This window comes from Mycobacterium scrofulaceum, assembly GCF_002086735.1.
GTDB classification, from domain to species: domain Bacteria; phylum Actinomycetota; class Actinomycetes; order Mycobacteriales; family Mycobacteriaceae; genus Mycobacterium; species Mycobacterium scrofulaceum.
The window spans coordinates 50,097-66,108 of sequence record NZ_MVIJ01000006.1; the positions used below are offsets into that span (position 1 = coordinate 50,097).

Annotated in this window: 19 protein-coding genes; 8 read left to right on the forward strand and 11 right to left on the reverse strand. The window is 68.8% G+C overall.

The genetic code is table 11. The annotated features are described in order from the left end of the window. Positions 1-5 precede the first annotated feature (5 nt). Entirely contained in the window at positions 6-887 is an 882-nt protein-coding gene (locus BST44_RS05940) for an acyl-CoA thioesterase (protein ID WP_083175672.1), read from the reverse strand. Positions 888-1,020: 133 nt separating this feature from the next. Between BST44_RS05940 and BST44_RS05945 the strand changes: the two genes are divergently transcribed. The 4 genes from BST44_RS05945 to BST44_RS05960 all read left to right on the forward strand — a co-directional run bounded on the left by BST44_RS05945 (position 1,021) and on the right by BST44_RS05960 (position 3,797). Next, positions 1,021-1,497 carry an SRPBCC family protein gene (locus BST44_RS05945; protein ID WP_083175674.1) on the forward strand — a complete coding sequence of 159 codons (477 nt, stop codon included), beginning with the start codon at positions 1,021-1,023 and terminating at the stop codon, positions 1,495-1,497. A 64-nt stretch (positions 1,498-1,561) separates the two neighbouring features. After that, positions 1,562-2,380: an SMP-30/gluconolactonase/LRE family protein gene (locus BST44_RS05950; protein ID WP_083175676.1), complete on the forward strand. Its 819-nt coding sequence runs from the start codon at positions 1,562-1,564 to the stop codon at positions 2,378-2,380. 12 nt (positions 2,381-2,392) lie between these two features. After that, positions 2,393-3,229, forward strand: a complete 837-nt coding sequence (locus tag BST44_RS05955) for a thioesterase family protein (protein WP_083175857.1) — start codon at positions 2,393-2,395, stop codon at positions 3,227-3,229. A gap of 28 nt (positions 3,230-3,257) precedes the next feature. Next, positions 3,258-3,797 carry a TetR/AcrR family transcriptional regulator gene (locus BST44_RS05960; RefSeq protein ID WP_083175678.1) on the forward strand — a complete coding sequence of 180 codons (540 nt, stop codon included), beginning with the start codon at positions 3,258-3,260 and terminating at the stop codon, positions 3,795-3,797. Here BST44_RS05960 and BST44_RS05965 read toward each other — a convergent pair whose 3' ends face one another. From BST44_RS05965 to BST44_RS05980, 4 genes are all read right to left on the reverse strand, one after another. After that, positions 3,798-4,148 carry a hypothetical protein gene (locus BST44_RS05965; protein ID WP_083175680.1) on the reverse strand — a complete coding sequence of 117 codons (351 nt, stop codon included), beginning with the start codon at positions 4,146-4,148 and terminating at the stop codon, positions 3,798-3,800. It lies immediately after the preceding gene. A 34-nt stretch (positions 4,149-4,182) separates the two neighbouring features. Then, on the reverse strand, positions 4,183-5,523 hold the full coding sequence (locus BST44_RS05970; RefSeq protein WP_083175859.1) for an FAD-binding oxidoreductase: 1,341 nt from the start codon (positions 5,521-5,523) through the stop codon (positions 4,183-4,185). 89 nt (positions 5,524-5,612) lie between these two features. After that, on the reverse strand, positions 5,613-6,353 hold the full coding sequence (locus BST44_RS05975; RefSeq protein WP_083175682.1) for a glucose 1-dehydrogenase: 741 nt from the start codon (positions 6,351-6,353) through the stop codon (positions 5,613-5,615). Between the two features lie 16 nt (positions 6,354-6,369). Next, positions 6,370-7,470 carry an NAD(P)H-dependent amine dehydrogenase family protein gene (locus BST44_RS05980; RefSeq protein ID WP_083175684.1) on the reverse strand — a complete coding sequence of 367 codons (1,101 nt, stop codon included), beginning with the start codon at positions 7,468-7,470 and terminating at the stop codon, positions 6,370-6,372. A gap of 109 nt (positions 7,471-7,579) precedes the next feature. On the opposite strand from BST44_RS05980, the gene BST44_RS05985 reads away from it, so the two are divergent. Beyond that, positions 7,580-8,470 carry an alpha/beta hydrolase gene (locus tag BST44_RS05985; protein WP_083175686.1) on the forward strand — a complete coding sequence of 297 codons (891 nt, stop codon included), beginning with the start codon at positions 7,580-7,582 and terminating at the stop codon, positions 8,468-8,470. Between the two features lie 12 nt (positions 8,471-8,482). On the opposite strand, the gene BST44_RS05990 is transcribed toward BST44_RS05985, so the two are convergent. Next, the gene (locus BST44_RS05990; RefSeq protein WP_083175688.1) at positions 8,483-9,106 is read right to left on the reverse strand and encodes a TetR/AcrR family transcriptional regulator; all 624 of its coding nucleotides are present in this window, start codon (positions 9,104-9,106) and stop codon (positions 8,483-8,485) included. A gap of 162 nt (positions 9,107-9,268) precedes the next feature. On the opposite strand from BST44_RS05990, the gene BST44_RS29425 reads away from it, so the two are divergent. Beyond that, positions 9,269-9,397, forward strand: coding sequence for a hypothetical protein (locus BST44_RS29425; protein WP_170826102.1), 129 nt, complete (start codon positions 9,269-9,271; stop codon positions 9,395-9,397). A 14-nt stretch (positions 9,398-9,411) separates the two neighbouring features. On the opposite strand, the gene BST44_RS05995 is transcribed toward BST44_RS29425, so the two are convergent. From BST44_RS05995 to BST44_RS06010, 4 genes are all read right to left on the reverse strand, one after another. After that, positions 9,412-10,839 (reverse strand): NAD(P)(+) transhydrogenase (Re/Si-specific) subunit beta, encoded by a 1,428-nt coding sequence (locus BST44_RS05995; protein WP_083175690.1) that lies wholly within the window; start codon positions 10,837-10,839, stop codon positions 9,412-9,414. Next, entirely contained in the window at positions 10,836-11,165 is a 330-nt protein-coding gene (locus BST44_RS06000; RefSeq protein ID WP_066949393.1) for an NAD(P) transhydrogenase subunit alpha part 2, read from the reverse strand. Before BST44_RS06000 ends, BST44_RS05995 begins: the two co-directional genes overlap by 4 nt. A 19-nt stretch (positions 11,166-11,184) precedes the next feature. Continuing rightward, the gene (locus BST44_RS06005; RefSeq protein ID WP_083175692.1) at positions 11,185-12,270 is read right to left on the reverse strand and encodes a Re/Si-specific NAD(P)(+) transhydrogenase subunit alpha; all 1,086 of its coding nucleotides are present in this window, start codon (positions 12,268-12,270) and stop codon (positions 11,185-11,187) included. Positions 12,271-12,498: 228 nt separating this feature from the next. Then, the gene (locus tag BST44_RS06010; RefSeq protein WP_083175861.1) at positions 12,499-12,960 is read right to left on the reverse strand and encodes a nuclear transport factor 2 family protein; all 462 of its coding nucleotides are present in this window, start codon (positions 12,958-12,960) and stop codon (positions 12,499-12,501) included. A 121-nt stretch (positions 12,961-13,081) separates the two neighbouring features. Between BST44_RS06010 and BST44_RS06015 the strand changes: the two genes are divergently transcribed. Further along, positions 13,082-14,302 (forward strand): acyl-CoA dehydrogenase family protein, encoded by a 1,221-nt coding sequence (locus tag BST44_RS06015; RefSeq protein ID WP_083175863.1) that lies wholly within the window; start codon positions 13,082-13,084, stop codon positions 14,300-14,302. Then, on the forward strand, positions 14,295-15,119 hold the full coding sequence (locus BST44_RS06020; RefSeq protein WP_083175694.1) for a tyrosine-protein phosphatase: 825 nt from the start codon (positions 14,295-14,297) through the stop codon (positions 15,117-15,119). Before BST44_RS06015 ends, BST44_RS06020 begins: the two co-directional genes overlap by 8 nt. A gap of 9 nt (positions 15,120-15,128) precedes the next feature. Here BST44_RS06020 and BST44_RS06025 read toward each other — a convergent pair whose 3' ends face one another. After that, positions 15,129-15,989: an SDR family oxidoreductase gene (locus tag BST44_RS06025; protein WP_083175696.1), complete on the reverse strand. Its 861-nt coding sequence runs from the start codon at positions 15,987-15,989 to the stop codon at positions 15,129-15,131. Positions 15,990-16,012 lie beyond the last annotated feature (23 nt).

Here is a 16,012-nt window from a genome sequence, read left to right on the forward strand (position 1 = left end):
CGCCCTCAGAAGCGCGCGCGGGCGTCGATCGACGTGTCAGTGGTGCGCAGCGGCCGGATCAGCGCCTCCTGGGCAAACGAGCAGAGCAACTCGCCCTCCTCGGAATGCACGGTGCCGCGCACATACGACATGCCCGCCCCGACCTGCGTGCTCTCGTGGGTGTAGAGCAGCCAGCCGTCCCAGCGCACCGGTTCGTGAAACGCCACGGAGATGCTCATCGGTGCGGTGGACACCGTCAGGTGCGCCTGGGCGGTGCCGATGCCCGGGTGCGCCCGCATCGTGGTGGAGATGCCCAGGTGGCCGGTGAAATACGCGACGAGCGCCTTGGCCAGATCGTCCCGCTCCGGGATCGGGTCGTAGTGCAGCCACGCGTACAGCTCCGGCGGCCCCACCTCGTCGGGGCTGTTGACGTCGACGACGTCGACCAGGCGCAGTTCGCGGCCGACCATCGGCATCGGCGAGTGGTTGGCGGCGGCGGGCCCGGCCACGTCGGGACGCGGCAGGTGGTGGCGGATGACGTCGCCCGTCGGGACGTCGGCCAGCACCGTGATGCTCAGGCAGCGCCGGCCGTTCTGGTGCACGGCGACCACGGCGGTGGCGGTGGACCGGCCCTCGGCGACGACGTCGAGCACGAGCTCGATCGGCGGGCCGACGGTCACGGCGCGGGAGAACACCGCGTGCGCCGAGCGCACCGACTTGTCCGGAAATCGCTTGGCCACCGCGACAATCGCCTGGGCAAGCACCTGCGTGCCCTCCACCACCTGCCGTTCGTCGCCGCCGGCGATACCGGTGTCACCGGTGAACCGGTCCTGCCCGTCGCCCCGCACGTCGAACAGATCCAGCAGGCCCTGCACCGTCCACTCAGTCTGCTCAGATTCCGTGGTCAAGTCCCACTCCGCCTCTCGCGCTAGCAGCTTTCGGCTCAGCGTGACACTTTGAGTAGGATTTGTAAAGCTTGGCTAACAAGGCCGCGGGCCGGCACATCGGTCGAACGACGGAAAATACATGGAGGCAACATAATTGGGCATCGTGACCAGCACTTCGGAGACCGCATTCACCCAGTCCGCCGAGACCGTCTACGACTTCGTCACCAACCCGCAGAACTGGACGAAGACCTACCCCGGCAGCGCGCACATCGGCAAGCTGCCGGAACTGCCGCTGCGGGTCGGCGACACCTGGGAGGAGGCGGGGCCCGACGGGGACCGGGTCTTCACGTGGCAATTGGCGGCCGCCGTGCGCCCGACGCTCTTCGTGTTCACCTCGATCGGGCGGCTGGGCCACGCCCGGGACGGGGAAGGTGGAATGGCGGGCCGGATCACGGTGGCGTACCGGTTCACCAGGCCGGGACAGGACATCACGCTGTTTTCCCGGACCATGACGATCGAAGCGTTCAAGGACGCTCCGCTGCCGGATCAACTTTTTCTGCAGGTCAATCCCGCGAGAATCGATGCCTACCACGAGGCCGTCGCGCGCGAACTCGCCAAGTCGCGAGATTGACACCGGCACCCGCGGTGCATGACACTTTGGCCGTGTTTTGTAATGCGGTACAGGGTGCGCGCGGATGATTCCCGAACCGCTGGCCAACGGCTTCTGCTTCGGCGAGGGGCCACGCTGGTTCGAGGGACTGCTGTGGTTCTCCGACATGCTGGGCGAGGCGGTGCACACCTCGACCGTCGGTGGCTCGCTGACCACGTTGCCGCTGCCCGGGCGCACCCCGTCGGGCCTGGGTTTCCGCCCCGACGGGTCGCTGCTGATCGTCTCGGCCGAAGACCGGACGGTGTTGCGCTACGACGGTGAAACCGTCGACCCCATCGCCGATCTCGCCGACCTGGCCCCGGCCAACCTCGGCGACATGGTCATCGACGACACCGGGCGCGCCTACATCGGCTCTCAGGCATTCAGCGGCGGCGTGATCATCCGGCTCGACCCGGACGGCAGCGCGACCGTGGTCGCCGGGGACCTCGACTTCCCCAACGGCATGGTGATCACCCCGGACCGCCGGACCCTGATCGTCGCCGAGTCGGTCGGCCGGCGGCTGACCGCGTTCAGTATCGATCCCGACGGCGGGCTGTCCGACCGCCGCGCGTTCGCCGAGGGACTCGACGGGCCGCCGGACGGCATCGCGCTCGACGCGGACGGCGCGGTGTGGGCCTCGATGACGCTGGCCCACCAATTCGAGCGGATCGTCGAGGGCGGCGCGGTGACCGACCGCATCGACATGGGCGAGCGCGTCGCCGTCGCCTGCGCGCTCGGCGGCCCGGAGCGCCGGACACTGTTTCTGTTGTCGAGTACGGAGGCCTACCCCCAGCGCCTGATCGGCACGCGCCTGTCCCGGCTGGACGCCGTCACGGTGACCACGCCCGGCGCCGGCCTGCCCTGACGAGAGGTGACGATGACCGACTCCTACTACGAGCTCGTCGACGGCGCGGACGCGTTGGGCGAGAAGTTCCGGGCCACCGACCTGGCGCGCGGCACCTGGTCGGCCGCGATCCAGCACGGCGGACCGGTGTCGGCGCTGCTGGTCCGCGCCCTGGAACGGTGCGAACAGCGCGACGAGACCCGCCTGTCCCGCGTCGTCATCGACCTGCTGGGCGGGGTCCCCGCCGAGGGCGACCTGTGGGTCGCCTCGCGGGTGCAGCGCGGCGGGAAGCAGATCGAACTGGTCGGCGCCGAGATGCTGGCGCCCGGTCCCGACGGCGAACCCCGGCCGGTGGCGCGCGCCAGCGGATGGCGGCTGCAAACCCTGGACACCCGGGCCGTGGCCCACGCCGCCGCGCCGATGCCCGGACCGCGCAGCGAGGCCCGCAACCGCAACCTCAAAGCCCGGGAATGGGATCGCAACTACGTGCACAGCCTCGACTGGCTGTGGCTGACGGAGCCGCTGAGCGAGGGCCCGGGCGAATCGTGGATCCACCCCACGGTGGACCTGGTCACCGGCGAGACCATGACGCCGCTGGAGCGCCTGTTCGCGGTGGCCGACTGCGCCAACGGCATCGGCAGCAAGCTGGACATCACCCGGTGGACGTTCCTCAACACCGACCTGGCCGTGCACGTGTTCCGGGTTCCCGACGGTGAGTGGATCGGCATTCGCGCCGAGACCAGCTACGGCCCAGACGGCATCGGGACCACGATCGGCACGCTGTTCGACGAAGAGGGCGCGGTCGCCGCCATCCAGCAGTCGGTGCTGGTGCGCCCGCGCCCGCCCAAGTCCGGCCGGGAGGCGAAATGACCGCGGACGACTTCGTAGAGTTGCAGACATGAGCAGTCCGGCCCAGACCACAGAGCCTGACACCTCGACGCGTCAGCGCATCCTGGACGCCACCGCCGAGGTGCTCGGGCGCAACGGCAAGACCAAGCTCAGCCTGTCCGACGTCGCCGCCCAGGCCGGGGTGTCCCGCCCGACGCTGTACCGCTGGTTCGCGTCGAAAGAGGAACTGCTGTCCGCCTTTTCGAACTACGAGCGGCAGATCTTCGAGAGCGGCCTGGTCAGGGCGACGGCCGGCCTGAAGGGGGTCGACAAGCTCGACGCCGTGCTGCGGTTCATCGTCGAGTACCAGCACTCGTATTCCGGCGTGCGAATGGTCGACGTCGAGCCCGAGCACACCATCGCCCAGTTCTCCGGGGTCATCCCGCAGATGCGTGAGGGCCTGCAGCGCCACCTGCCCGGGCCCAACGCCGCGGTGAAGGCGGCGACCGTCATCCGTATCGCGATCTCGCACTACATCGTCCCCAGCGACGACGCCGACCAGTTCCTGGCGCAGCTGCGGCACGCGGTGGGCATCAAGGGCAGTTCCTGATCAGTCGAGCTGCACCGCAACCCTGACGCGGCCCTTCTCGTCGCGGCTGGCGATCGCGTGTCCGGTGCGGTCCGCGCCATCGAAGTTGAGCAGCGTAATCGGACCGCCCTCGCCGAGAAAGTTTCGCCACCAGGTCTTGCTGTCGGGCGACATGACGTTGATGACGACGCCGTCGGCGGAGCGGCGGTACCCCACCGGGGTCTGGATCGTCTTGCCCGAACGCCTGCCGACGTAGCGAATCTTGATCAGCCCGTGTCGTACCAGTCGCCCGACGACGGGCGCGTCGATCATGCCACCGAACAAGTTGTTGACGATTCCGACGAGGGGCGTGTCGAAGATCCCGGATGCCATGGAGCCCAGCGTATGCCAGACGGCACAAGAACGATCAGTCGAACAGCACCGCCGCGTTGAGATAGCCGGTCGGGTCCAGCGCGGCTTTGATGGTCCGCATCGCCGCGATGTCCGCCGGCTCCCGCGACATGCCCAGGTAACGCCGCTTGCGGGTCCCGACGCCGTGTTCGGAGCTGACGTTGCCGCCGGATCGCGCGATGAGTTCCATCATCGGCTCGTACAGCGCCCGCTCGCGCTCGACGGGGCAGCGCAGCACGTTGAGGTGCAGGTTGCCCTCGCCGATGTGGCCGAACAGCACGGGCAGCGCCTCGGGTGCGTGTGCCCCGACCAAATCGACTGCGGCCCGGGCGAATTCGCCGACCGACGACAGCGGCAGGGAGACGTCGAACTTCAGCGGCGGCCCGTACACGCCGAGCACGTCGGCGAGCGCCTCGCGAACCTGCCACAACCGTTGTTGCGCAACAACATCCACCCCGACCGCGGGTTCCGAGCGGGTGCGCGCGCCGTCGAGCAGGTCGGCGAGCCGGTCGGTCTGGTCGTGATCGGCGGCCAGCTCCACCAGCAGCAGCCAGTCGCCCTCGACCGGTGAACCAATCCCCAGGTGCTCGCGGGTCAGCGCGGCGGCCCGGCCGTCGATCAGCTCGAGCGCCGCGATGCCGTCGGTATCCCGGAACGTCCGGCCGGCGTCCACCAGCGCGTCCAGCTCATCGAAACCGCAGATCGCCGTGACCCGCCGCGCCGGAATCGGGTGCAGCCGCAGCTCCAGCGCGGTGATGACGCCCAGGGTGCCCTCGGCGCCGACGAACAGCGACGGCAGGTCGTAGCCGGTGTTGTCCCGGCGCACGCTGCTGTGCCGGGACAGCAGCGACCCGTCGGGCAGCGCGACCTGCAAGCCGAGCACCTGTTCGCCCATGTTGCCGTAGCGGACGGTGCGCAGGCCGCCGGCGTTCGTCGACGCCATCCCCCCGACGGTCGCGGTGTCCCGTGCGGCCAGGTCCACCCCGAACAGCAGCCGCGCCCCGGCCGCCGCGCGTTGCACCGCCGCGAGGGCGGTGCCGGCGCCGGCCCGCACGCGGCGCTCCACGGTGTCGACCTCGTCGAGGGCGTGCAGCCGCTCGGTGGACAGCAGCACGTCGTCGTGTTCGGGTACGGTGCCGGCCACCAGCGAGGTGCGGCCGCCCTGCACCGTCACGTGCGCCCCGGCGTCCCGGCACACCCGCAGCACCCCGGCCACTTCCTCGGGGGACCCGGGCCGCACCAGCACGCTGGCCCGACCCCGATAGCGGCCGGTGTGGTCGACGCTACGGCCGTCCAGCACGTCGGGGTCGGTCACCACGTGCTTCGATCCCACGACCTCGGCCAGGCTACGCAGCATCGACACCATCCCCTACGCCGAACGTGCACTGACGGCGAAAAATAAGCCCAATTCTCGCAGTGAGTGCACGTTCGGCGACGAACCGAACGCTAGAACTGCTTGTGCGGCACGTCGGTCACCAGTCCGCCGTCCATCACGAACTCGCTGCCGGTGGCGTAGGACGACTCGTCGCTGGCCAGGAACAGGACGAAGGTCGAGACCTCGCGGGACTCGGCCGGGCGGCCGAGCGGAATGGTGACCATGTCGTCGGGCAGGTGCTGGGTCATCGGGGTGCGGATGAAGCCGGGGTGGACGGAGTTGACCCGAATGTTGTGCGGCGCAAGCTCCAAGGCCGCGGACTTCGCCAGACCGCGCACCGCCCACTTGGACGCGACGTAGGGGTGCACCATGGGGGCGCCCCGGAGGCCCTCGATCGAGGAGATGTTGATGATCGACCCGCCCCCCGCGGCGATCATCGGGTCGACGGCCACCCGCATGCCCAGGAACGTACCGGTCAGGTTGACGTCGATCACCTTCTGCCACTTGGCCAGATCGAAACTCCGCAGCGGGCCGAGCGCGACGGTGCCGGCGTTGTTGACCAACACGTTGAGCTTGCCGAATTCGCCGATCGCGGTCTCGACCGCGGCGTCCCACTGGTCGGGCTGGGTGACGTCGAGGTGGACATAGCGGACGGCGTCACCAATTTCGTCGGCCACCGCCTTGCCCTCGTCGTCGAGGATGTCGCCGATCACCACCTTGGCGCCTTCGGACACCAGCAGCCGCGCGTGCTCGGCGCCCATCCCGCGAGCGCCGCCACTGATGAGTGCGACTTTGCCTTCTACCCGTCCCACAGGGACTCCTTTCGTTTTAGGTGTTCACCAAAGTGGTTGGTGCGTAAAGACCTTTCCCGGTGACCAGCGGCAGGTCGAGCGTGGTCCGGATGCCGGGCGGCGCGGCGATGACCGCGGGGATGGCGTTGACGATGCGGCCCGCGGCACCCGCGATCGCGGCGTGGTTGTGGTCGCCCTTGCGACTGCTCGGGATGATGTCGACGGCGTACGACGGCTCGCCGGTGATCTCGACGCGGTAGGAGCCGTCGCCGGCGGCGGGCTGGGGCAAGTCCGGTCGCAGGTCGGGCCGCAGACGGGTGACGTGTTCGATGACGACCGCGGGGTGACCCCTGACCATGCCCCGGATCTCGAACTGCAGCACGGCCACGGTGCCCTTGGCGACCCGACCCACCGCGATGTCGAAATCCTCCGGCGCCGGCTCGCGCTGATAAGACTCGCTGATCTCGTCGACCTCGATGCCCAGGCCGGCGGCCAGCTGACGGATGGCGGTACCCCAGGCGATGCTGAGGATGCCCGGTTGCAACAACATCGGGATCTCGTCCATGGGGCGGGCAAATCCCATGTAGTGCATCACCTCCGCGCCGTCGTAACTCGCGTAGTCGTGAATCTCCATGCAGCGCACCTGCTCGATGCGCTGGCAGGTCCCGGCGAGCGCGAACGGGATCAGGTCGTTGGCGAATCCCGGGTCGACTCCGCTGATGAAAATGCTCGAATTGCCCTGCCGGGCGGCCTCTTCGACGCGGTCGATGTACTTGTCGGGCATGACGCCCCACGGGTATTGCAGCAGCCCGGGCGAGGACCCGACGACGTTGACGCCGGCGGCCAGGATGCGCATGACGTCGGCCATCGCCTCGGGCAACCGGGTGTCGCCCATGGCGCAGTACACGACGCACTCCGGCCGGGTGGCCAGCAGGGCGTCGAGGTCCGAGACGGCCGCCACGCCGGTGACGACGCCGGGCTCGAGGCCGACGCCGCACAGTTCACCGGCGTCCTTGCCCACCTTCTCCGGGGTGGACACGCACACCCCCGTCAGCTCGAACTGCGGGTTGGTGATGAGCTCGGCCAGGGCCAACCCTCCGACGTTTCCGGTACCGACGTGGCCGACGCGGATCGCCATGAGAGTCTCCGTCCTTTGAGCGCCCAAAACTTTTCTAGACAGTAGTCCATTAAATTTGTGGCGCATACCGGCGGACTCCTCACACTCCGCCGGGCAGAATGACTCGCTGATGACACCGCGCGAAGATGTCCGGTTTCCCTCCGGTGGCGATCTGATCAGCGCCTGGCTCTACCGGCCGCCGGGCGGCGGGCCAGCGCCGCTGCTGGTGATGGCGCACGGCCTGGGCGCGGTGCGCAGCATGCGGCTCGACGCCTACGCGCAGCGGTTCAGCGCGGCCGGTTACGCCTGCCTGGTGTTCGATTACCGCAACTTCGGCGACAGCGAGGGCCGACCGCGTCAGCTGCTCGACATCGGCATGCAGCTTGCCGACTGGGCCGCCGCGGTCGCCTACGCCCGCACGCTGCCGGGTATCGACCCTCGTCGAATCGCCCTGTGGGGCACCTCTTTTGCGGGCGGGCATGTGATCGCCACGGCGGCCCGGCTGCCCGGCATCGCGGCCGTCGTCTCGCAATGCCCGTTCACCGACGGCGTCGCGTCGGCGCGCACGCTGAGCCCATGGATCTTCTCCCGGGTCGGCGCGCTGGCCGCCCGCGACCTGATCGCCGCCCGCTTCGGACGCTCGCCGGTGATGGTTCGCACGGTGGGCCGGCCGGGCGAGGTCGCCCTGATGAACGCGCCGGACGCCTATCCGGGCTACCTGAGGCTGGTTCCCGAGGGTGTGCACGTCCCCGAGGAGGTGGCCGCCCGGATCGCCCTGAAGATCACCGCGTATCGGCCGGGCCGCCTGGCCGCCAAGGTCACCTGCCCGATCCTGTTCTGTGTGTGCGAGGCCGACTCGGTGGCGCCGGCGGGGCCGACGCTGCGCTACGCGGCCAAGGCCCCACGCGGCGAGGTGAAGCTCTACCCCGAGGGCCATTTCGCGATCTACGTCGACGAGGCGTTCGACCGCGTCGTCGAAGACCAGCTCGCCTTCCTCGACAAGCACCTCAAGGGCGCCTAGCCGGCTAGGAACTCAAGGACCGAGCGGGGAACTCGTGCGGATCCCTTCGTCGCGGATCAGCCCGCGCAGCAGCGCGGTGCTGAATTCCGCGGCGATCTCCTTGGCGCTGCGGCGTCCACTCGGGCGCAACCACCGGTAGGCGCCCAGCGTCATGCCGATGTATCCGAGCGCCAGGACGTGGGAGTCGCACTGGTAGAACTCGCCGCTGGCGATCCCTCGGTCGATGAGGCCGTGGACGTGCTCGTAGACCTGGGTTTCCTTCTCCCGCACCGCGGCGACCTGCTCCTCGGTGAACCACTCGGCGATGTACGGCTGCTCCTGGAAGTACACGGCGGCACCTTCGGGATTGGCGGCGATCTGGTCGAGCAGGCGGACGGTGTACTGGTACAACGCCTCCCGCGCGGTCATCGAGGGATCGTCGTGCACGGCGGCCAGCGTGCGCTCGGCGGCCTGCTGGTAGATGTCGTAGAGAATCAGCGACTTGCTGGCGTAGTAGTGGTAGACGGTCGCCTTGTTCAGTCCGATCACGTCGGCGACGTCGTCCATCCGGGTGCCGTGGTAGCCGCGGGCGGCGAACAGCTTGGTGGCGACCGCCAACAACTCCTCGCGCCGCGTTCGTCCGTTCTCGGATGGCATCTGTACTCGCTATCGTCAGTGCCGGGCGGGACGGTGGTGTGCCGGGCAAGGCCAATTATCAATCAACTGGTTGGACAGTTTAGGCAAACGCCGGGTGTCGCCCCGACCAGGATGGGACTAGACTCCCGTTCAGAAAGCTCAAGTCGCGACTGGAGGGGTGGCCTGATGGATCCGAGCCCGGACTACGACGCTAGCGACGAAATCGAGTTCTTCTTCCGCTACGTCCCGTGGGGCCTGCGCGGTGTCGTCGACGGCAACGGCTACCCGCCGCCCGCCTACCCCCCGGTTTAGGCTGACATCCGGCCCTACAGGGCCTTCAACTCCTCGGCGACCTCGGTCACCGACTTCTTCGCATCCCCGAACAGCATCGTCGTCCCGTCGGCGTAGAACAGCGGGTTGTCGATGCCGGCGAAGCCGGAGTTCATCGACCGCTTGAGCACGATCACCGATTTGGCCTTGTCCACGTTGAGGATGGGCATGCCGTAGATCGGGCTGGACTGTTCGTTGCGGGCGGCGGGGTTGGTGACGTCGTTGGCGCCGATGACGATCGCGACGTCGGTCCGGCCGAACTCGTCGTTGATGTCGTCCATGTCCTTCATCGCGTCGTAGTCCACCTCGGCCTCGGCCAGCAGCACGTTCATGTGCCCGGGCATCCGGCCCGCGACCGGGTGGATCGCGTACTTCACCGGCACGCCCTTCTCCTCGAGCAGGCTGGCCATGTCCTTGACGGCGTGCTGGGCCTGCGCGACGGCCAGCCCGTAGCCCGGGACCACGATCACCTGGTTGGCGTAGGCCATCTGGATCGCGGCGTCGGCGGCCGAGGTCGCCTTGACGTGTTTGTCGCCGCCGTCCCCGCCGGCGCCCGGGGCCACGCCCCCGCCGCCGAAGCCACCGGCGACGATCGCCGGGATCGAGCGGTTCATCGCCTTGGCCATGAGGTTGGTCAGGATCGAACCGGACGCGCCGACGATCATGCCGGCCACGATCATCGCGGTGTTGTTCAGCGCCAGGCCGGCGGCCGCGGCCGACAGCCCGGTCATCGCGTTGAGCAGCGAGATGACCACCGGCATGTCGGCGCCGCCGATGGGCAGCACCACCATCAGGCCGAGCACGCCGGCGGCGACGAGCAGGCCGATCATCCACCACAGCGACGCCCCACCGGTGCCGGGATGGGCATGGATGCCGACGACGATCGCCGCGGCCACGGCGCCGGTCAACAGCAGCAGGTTGATCGGTTGCTGGGCCTTGCCGAAGCCGATCGGCGCACCGGAGATGATTTCCTGCAGCTTGCCGAACGCGACGATCGATCCCCAGAACGAGATCGAGCCGATGATCGCGGCGAACAGCGAGGCCACCACGATGTGCACGGTCGGCGACTCGCCATGCTGGAAGGCCGAAAAGCCCTTGGTCTCCATGAATTCGGACAGGGCGATCAGCGCGACGGTGCCGCCGCCGACGCCGTTGAAGAACGCCACCAGCTGCGGCATGGCGGTCATCTTGGTCAGCCGCGCCGGGGGCACGCCGAGCACGACACCCACGACCAGGCCCGCGATGATCAGCACCCACGACTCGGTGTGGCGGATCTTGATCAGCGTCGCCGCCACCGCGAGGGCCATGCCGACGGCCGCGATCAGGTTCCCCCGCACCGCGGTCTTCGGGCCGGTGAGGCCCATCAAGCCGTAGATGAAGAGGGCGAACGAGATGACGTAGAGGACGGTGACGAGGTAGTTCATTTGGCGGCCAGATCCTCCGTCTTGACGGGCGCGGCTTTCTTCTTGCCCTTGAACATGCCCAGCATCCGGTCGGTGACGATGAAGCCGCCGATGACGTTCAGCGTCCCGAACACCACCGCGACGAAGAGGATGATCTGCACCGCGAGCGACGGATGCTCGACCTCGCCGAAGACCACCAGCGCGCCCAGCACCACGATGCCGTGGATCGCGTTCGTACCCGACATCAGCGGCGTGTGCAGCGTGTTGGGCACCTTGGAGATGACCGCGAACCCGACGAACCCGGACAGCACCAGGATCGCCAGATTGGCCAATAGCTCGTCGTACATGTAGTCCTCTCTTACCGGGTCACTTGGCCCGGGTCACGCACGCCGCCGCGACGACCTCGTCGTCGAAGTCGGGGGCCAGCTTGCCGTCGGTGATCAGCAGGTCCAGCAGCGCCGTGATGTTCTTGCTGTAGAGCTCGCTGGCGTGCTCGGGCATCGTCGCGGGCAGGTTGAGCGGCGAGGCGATGGTGACGTCGTGCTTGACGACCGTCCGCCCCGGCTCGGTCAGCTCGCAGTTGCCGCCCGTCTCGCCGGCGAGGTCCACGACCACGCTGCCGGGCTTCATCGACTCCACCGCCGCGGCGGTCACCAGGCGCGGCGCGGGCCGCCCCGGGACCAGCGCCGTGGTGATGACCACGTCGAACCCGGCGATCGCCTTCTCCAGCGACTTCTGCTGCTGGGCGCGTTCCTCCTCGGTGAGCTCGCGGGCGTACCCGCCCTCACCGGCCGCGTCGATCCCGATGTCGAGCCACTGCGCTCCCACCGATCGCACCTGGTCGGCCACCTCCGGGCGCACGTCGTAGCCGGAGGTGCGCGCGCCCAGCCGTTTGGCGGTCGCCAGCGCCTGCAGCCCGGCCACGCCGACGCCGAGCACCAGGACGCTGGCGGGCTTCACCGTGCCGGCCGCCGTCGTCAGCATGGGGAAGAAGCGGGTCGACTCCGAGGCGGCCAGCAGGACGGCCTTGTAGCCGGCCACGTTGGCCTGCGACGACAGCGCATCCATCACCTGGGCCCGCGAGATCCGCGGAATGGCCTCGAGGGCGAACGCCTGCACGCCGGCCTCGGTGAGCGCGCCGATCGAGTTGTCCGCGTTGCGCGGCGCCAGGAACCCGATCAGGGTCTGCCCACGGCGCAGCCTGGCGACCTCTTCCTTGGTCGGCGGTGCCACCTTGACCACGATGTCGGCGGCCCAGGCGTCCCCGATGCCGGCGCCGGCCTCGGTGTAGAGCTGGTCGGGCAGCAACGCGCCTTCACCCGCTCCGGACTCCACCGTTACCGCCACACCGCTGTTGATCAGCGACGCCACCGCCTTGGGCACCAGCGCGACCCGCCGTTCGTCGGCGCCCGACTCGGCGACCACCCCTACCGTCGTCTGCGCATCTGTCATGGCGCGTACATCTGCTTTCCCGCACTTTCCTGCCGTGTGAATGTGCCGCTGGCTGGCCGCACGCTTCGCTACCTTAACGCCTGCCGGGTTTCACCCCCGCCGTGCGATCGCCCGGGCCCGGATACCTCGTCAGCTGCCGATCGACTCCCGTCGATGGTTCGTCACCCGGAGCGCGAGCAGTAGCGCCCGCACCGTTGTGGAGTCACAAGACGGCGTTGTGGCCGGCGACTACCAGAGCGGGATGTCCCGGCCGTGTTCCCCCGCGGGTCGGGGCCCGAAATACCGGCGCTCGGACTCGTCGATCGGCACGTCGTTGATGCTGGCCTCGCGCCGGGCCATCAACCCCGACGGGGAGAATTCCCACAGCTCGTTGCCGTAGCTGCGGTACCACTGCCCGCTCGCGTCGTGGCACTCGTACTGGAACCGCACGGCGATGCGGTTGTCGTGGAAGTCCCACAGGCTTTTTCGCAACGCGTAGTCGAGTTCGCGCTGCCACTTGCGGGTCAGGAAGGCCACGATGTCGTCGCGGCCGACGACGTGTTCGTCGCGGTTTCGCCATTGCGAGTCGGGCGTGTAGGCCAGGCTGACCCGCCGCGGGTCGCAGGTGTTCCAGGCGTCCTCGGCGGCCTGCACCTTCTGCAGGGCCGTCTCGCGGGTGAACGGGGGGAACGGGGGGCGGGATTCGCTCATGGCGTCCATATCTACCGCGAGCAGACACAAAATCGCACTAATCCGCCCGGCGGCAGGTGACTTTGCGTCTGCTCGTGGCCACGACGGGCACGTGTCCTATCGTGACGGCATGGACTTCGCGATGTCGGCCAAAGCCAACGACTACCACGAGCGACTGTCCGACTTCATGACCGAGTACGTCTTCGGAGCCGAGGCCGAATACGACAAGTACCGGGACGAAGCCGGCCCGAACGATCACACCGTCCCGCCGATCATCGAGGAACTGAAGGCCAAGGCCAAAGAGCGCGGCCTGTGGAACTTGTTCCTGCCGGCGGAGTCGGGCCTGACCAACCTCGAGTACGCCCCGCTGGCCGAGTTGACCGGCTGGAGCCTCGAGATCGCGCCCGAGGCGCTCAATTGCGCGGCCCCCGACACCGGCAACATGGAGACCCTGCACCTGTTCGCCACCGAGGAGCAGCGCAAGCAATGGCTGGAGCCGTTGCTCAACGGCGAGATCCGCAGCGCGTTCTCGATGACCGAGCCCGCGGTCGCGAGCAGCGACGCGCGCAACATCGAGACCTCCATCGTGCGCGACGGCGGCGACTACGTGATCAACGGCCGCAAGTGGTGGACCTCGGGGGCGTCGGATCCGCGCTGCAAGATCCTCATCGTGATGGGCCGCACCAACCCCGAGGCGGCGAGCCACCAGCAGCAGTCGATGGTCCTGGTGCCGATCGACACCCCGGGCGTGACGGTGGTCCGCTCCACCACGGTCTTCGGCTACCAGGACCAGCCCGGGCACTGCGAGATCATCTACGACAACGTCCGGGTGCCCGCGACCAACCTGCTCGGCGAGGAGGGCGGCGGCTTCGCGATCGCCCAGGCCCGGCTGGGCCCCGGCCGCATCCACCACTGCATGCGCGCGCTCGGCGGGGCCGAACGCGCGCTGGCCCTCATGGTGGACCGGGTGCAGAACCGGGTGGCGTTCGGCCGCCCGCTGGCCGAGCAGGGCGTGGTGCGGGAGGCGATCGCCAAGTCGCGCAACGAGATCGATCAGGCCCGGCTGCTCTGCCACAAGGCGGCGTGGACCATCGACCAGCACGGCAACAAGGCCGCCCACACGCTGGTCTCGCAGATCAAGGCGGTGGCGCCGCAGGTGGCCTGCAACGTGATCGACCGCGCGATCCAGGTGCACGGCGCCGCCGGGGTCAGCGAGGACACCGTGCTGGCCCGCTCGTACGGGTGGCATCGGGCCATGCGCTTGTTCGACGGCCCCGACGAGGTGCACATGCGGACCATTGCCCGCGCCGAACTCGGCCGGGAGAAGTCTCCCCTCGCCGCGGCGGTCACGTCGCATGACTGAGACGCTGCGGGAGCTGTCCGGCGCATGGAACTTTCGTGATGTCGCCGACGAGACGCCCGGGCTCCGGCCCGGACGGCTGTTCCGGTCCGGTGAACTGAGCCGCCTCGACGACGAGGGCCGCGCGACGCTGCGCGGGCTGGGTATCACCGACGTCGCCGACCTGCGCGCCGTACGCGAGGTTGCCCGCCGCGGTCCGGGACTGGTTCCCGACGGCGTCGACATCCACCTGCTGCCCTTCCCCGACCTGGGCGACGAGGAACAGACCGAAGACGACGCGCCGCATGAAACCGCGTTTCGCCGGCTGTTCCAGGGCGATCCCGACCAATCCGACGAGGCCGTCAACGAGGCCGCCGTGCGCCACATGATCGACGAATACCGGCAATTCCCGTCGCGCAACGGAGCGCAACGCGCTGTGCGGCACGTCTTTTCGCTGCTGGCAGCCGGGCGTTCGGTGCTCACGCACTGCTTCGCGGGCAAGGACCGCACCGGCTTTGTGATCGCCACGGTGCTGGAGACGGTGGGCGTCGACCGCGACACCATCGTCGCCGACTACCTGCGCAGCAACGCCGCGGTACCGCAACTGCGCGACCACATCTACGAGATGATCCAACAGCGTTCCGACGTCGAACTGACCCCGGAGGTCGTCACGTTCACCAAGGCGCGGCTGGCCGACGGTGTCCTCGGTGTCCGCCCGGAGTATCTGGCCGCCGCGCGTCAAGCCATCGACGAGGCGTACGGCTCACTGGACGCCTACCTGCGCGACGCAGGCGTCGCGCAGGCGGACGTCGACCGCCTGCGCAACGAACTGCTCGTCTGATCCGGCCGGCTACAGCTTGAAGTTGGCCTGCTTGGCCGCGGAGAGGTCGTCGATCTCCGACCAGTGCGCGGCCACATCCTGCACCGACGGCGGCGTGTCGAAGTTGGCGCCCTCGTTCTGGAACAGCGCCACCCGCTGCACCTTGCCGCCGCCGACGACGAAAACGGAAGCGGTATTGGGGTTTTCCTCGGTGCACAGGTAGGCCACCACCGGCGCGACGTACTCGGGCGTCAGCTTCTCGAGCACCTCCTTGGGCAGGATGTCCTCGGTCATGCGGGTCGCGGCGATCGGCGCGATGGCGTTGGCGTGGATGTTGTACTTCGCCCCCTCCTGCGCCAGCGTGTTGATCATGCCGACCAGGCCGAGCTTGGCCGCGCCGTAGTTGGTCTGCCCGAAGTTGCCGAACAGGCCGCTGGTGGAGGTGGCGACCACGATGCGACCGTAGCTCTGCTCCCGGAAATGCGGCCAGGCGGCGCGCAGCACGTTGTACCCGCCGTAGAGGTGCACCTTGAGCACGGCGTCCCAGTTCTCGAACGTCATCTTGTGGAAGGTGCCGTCGCGCAGGATGCCGGCGTTGCTCACCACCCCGTGCACGGCCCCGAACTCGTCGAGCGCCGTCTTGATGATGTTGGCGGCGCCCTCCGGTTCGGCGACGCTGTCGTAGTTGGCCACCGCCCGGCCGCCCGCGTCCTTGATCTCGTTGACGACCTGGTCGGCCATGTTGTGGCCGGCCCCGGTGCCGTCGCGGGACCCACCGAGGTCGTTGACGACGACGCTGGCGCCCTCGCGGGCCAGGGTCAGGGCGTATTCACGCCCCAGTCCCCCGCCGGCTCCGGTGACGACGATGACGCGATCCTGCACTCCGGGCATCAGGTTCCTCTCTCGGGTGAAAA

What these genes read in the sequence shown, in the direction of transcription:
- BST44_RS06020 (WP_083175694.1), top strand. Translation starts at nt 14,295, where the DNA reads ATGACTGAGACGCTGCGGGAGCTGTCCGGCGCATGGAACTTTCGTGAT.
- BST44_RS05990 (WP_083175688.1), bottom strand. Translation starts at nt 9,106, where the DNA reads ATGCCATCCGAGAACGGACGAACGCGGCGCGAGGAGTTGTTGGCGGTC.
- BST44_RS05995 (WP_083175690.1), bottom strand. Translation starts at nt 10,839, where the DNA reads ATGAACTACCTCGTCACCGTCCTCTACGTCATCTCGTTCGCCCTCTTC.
- BST44_RS05980 (WP_083175684.1), bottom strand. Translation starts at nt 7,470, where the DNA reads ATGGCGATCCGCGTCGGCCACGTCGGTACCGGAAACGTCGGAGGGTTG.
- BST44_RS05985 (WP_083175686.1), top strand. Translation starts at nt 7,580, where the DNA reads ATGACACCGCGCGAAGATGTCCGGTTTCCCTCCGGTGGCGATCTGATC.
- BST44_RS05965 (WP_083175680.1), bottom strand. Translation starts at nt 4,148, where the DNA reads ATGGCATCCGGGATCTTCGACACGCCCCTCGTCGGAATCGTCAACAAC.
- BST44_RS05970 (WP_083175859.1), bottom strand. Translation starts at nt 5,523, where the DNA reads ATGCTGCGTAGCCTGGCCGAGGTCGTGGGATCGAAGCACGTGGTGACC.
- BST44_RS06000 (WP_066949393.1), bottom strand. Translation starts at nt 11,165, where the DNA reads ATGTACGACGAGCTATTGGCCAATCTGGCGATCCTGGTGCTGTCCGGG.
- BST44_RS06025 (WP_083175696.1), bottom strand. Translation starts at nt 15,989, where the DNA reads ATGCCCGGAGTGCAGGATCGCGTCATCGTCGTCACCGGAGCCGGCGGG.
- BST44_RS05955 (WP_083175857.1), top strand. Translation starts at nt 2,393, where the DNA reads ATGACCGACTCCTACTACGAGCTCGTCGACGGCGCGGACGCGTTGGGC.
- BST44_RS06015 (WP_083175863.1), top strand. Translation starts at nt 13,082, where the DNA reads ATGTCGGCCAAAGCCAACGACTACCACGAGCGACTGTCCGACTTCATG.
- BST44_RS06010 (WP_083175861.1), bottom strand. Translation starts at nt 12,960, where the DNA reads ATGAGCGAATCCCGCCCCCCGTTCCCCCCGTTCACCCGCGAGACGGCC.
- BST44_RS06005 (WP_083175692.1), bottom strand. Translation starts at nt 12,270, where the DNA reads ATGACAGATGCGCAGACGACGGTAGGGGTGGTCGCCGAGTCGGGCGCC.
- BST44_RS05950 (WP_083175676.1), top strand. Translation starts at nt 1,562, where the DNA reads ATGATTCCCGAACCGCTGGCCAACGGCTTCTGCTTCGGCGAGGGGCCA.
- BST44_RS05960 (WP_083175678.1), top strand. Translation starts at nt 3,258, where the DNA reads ATGAGCAGTCCGGCCCAGACCACAGAGCCTGACACCTCGACGCGTCAG.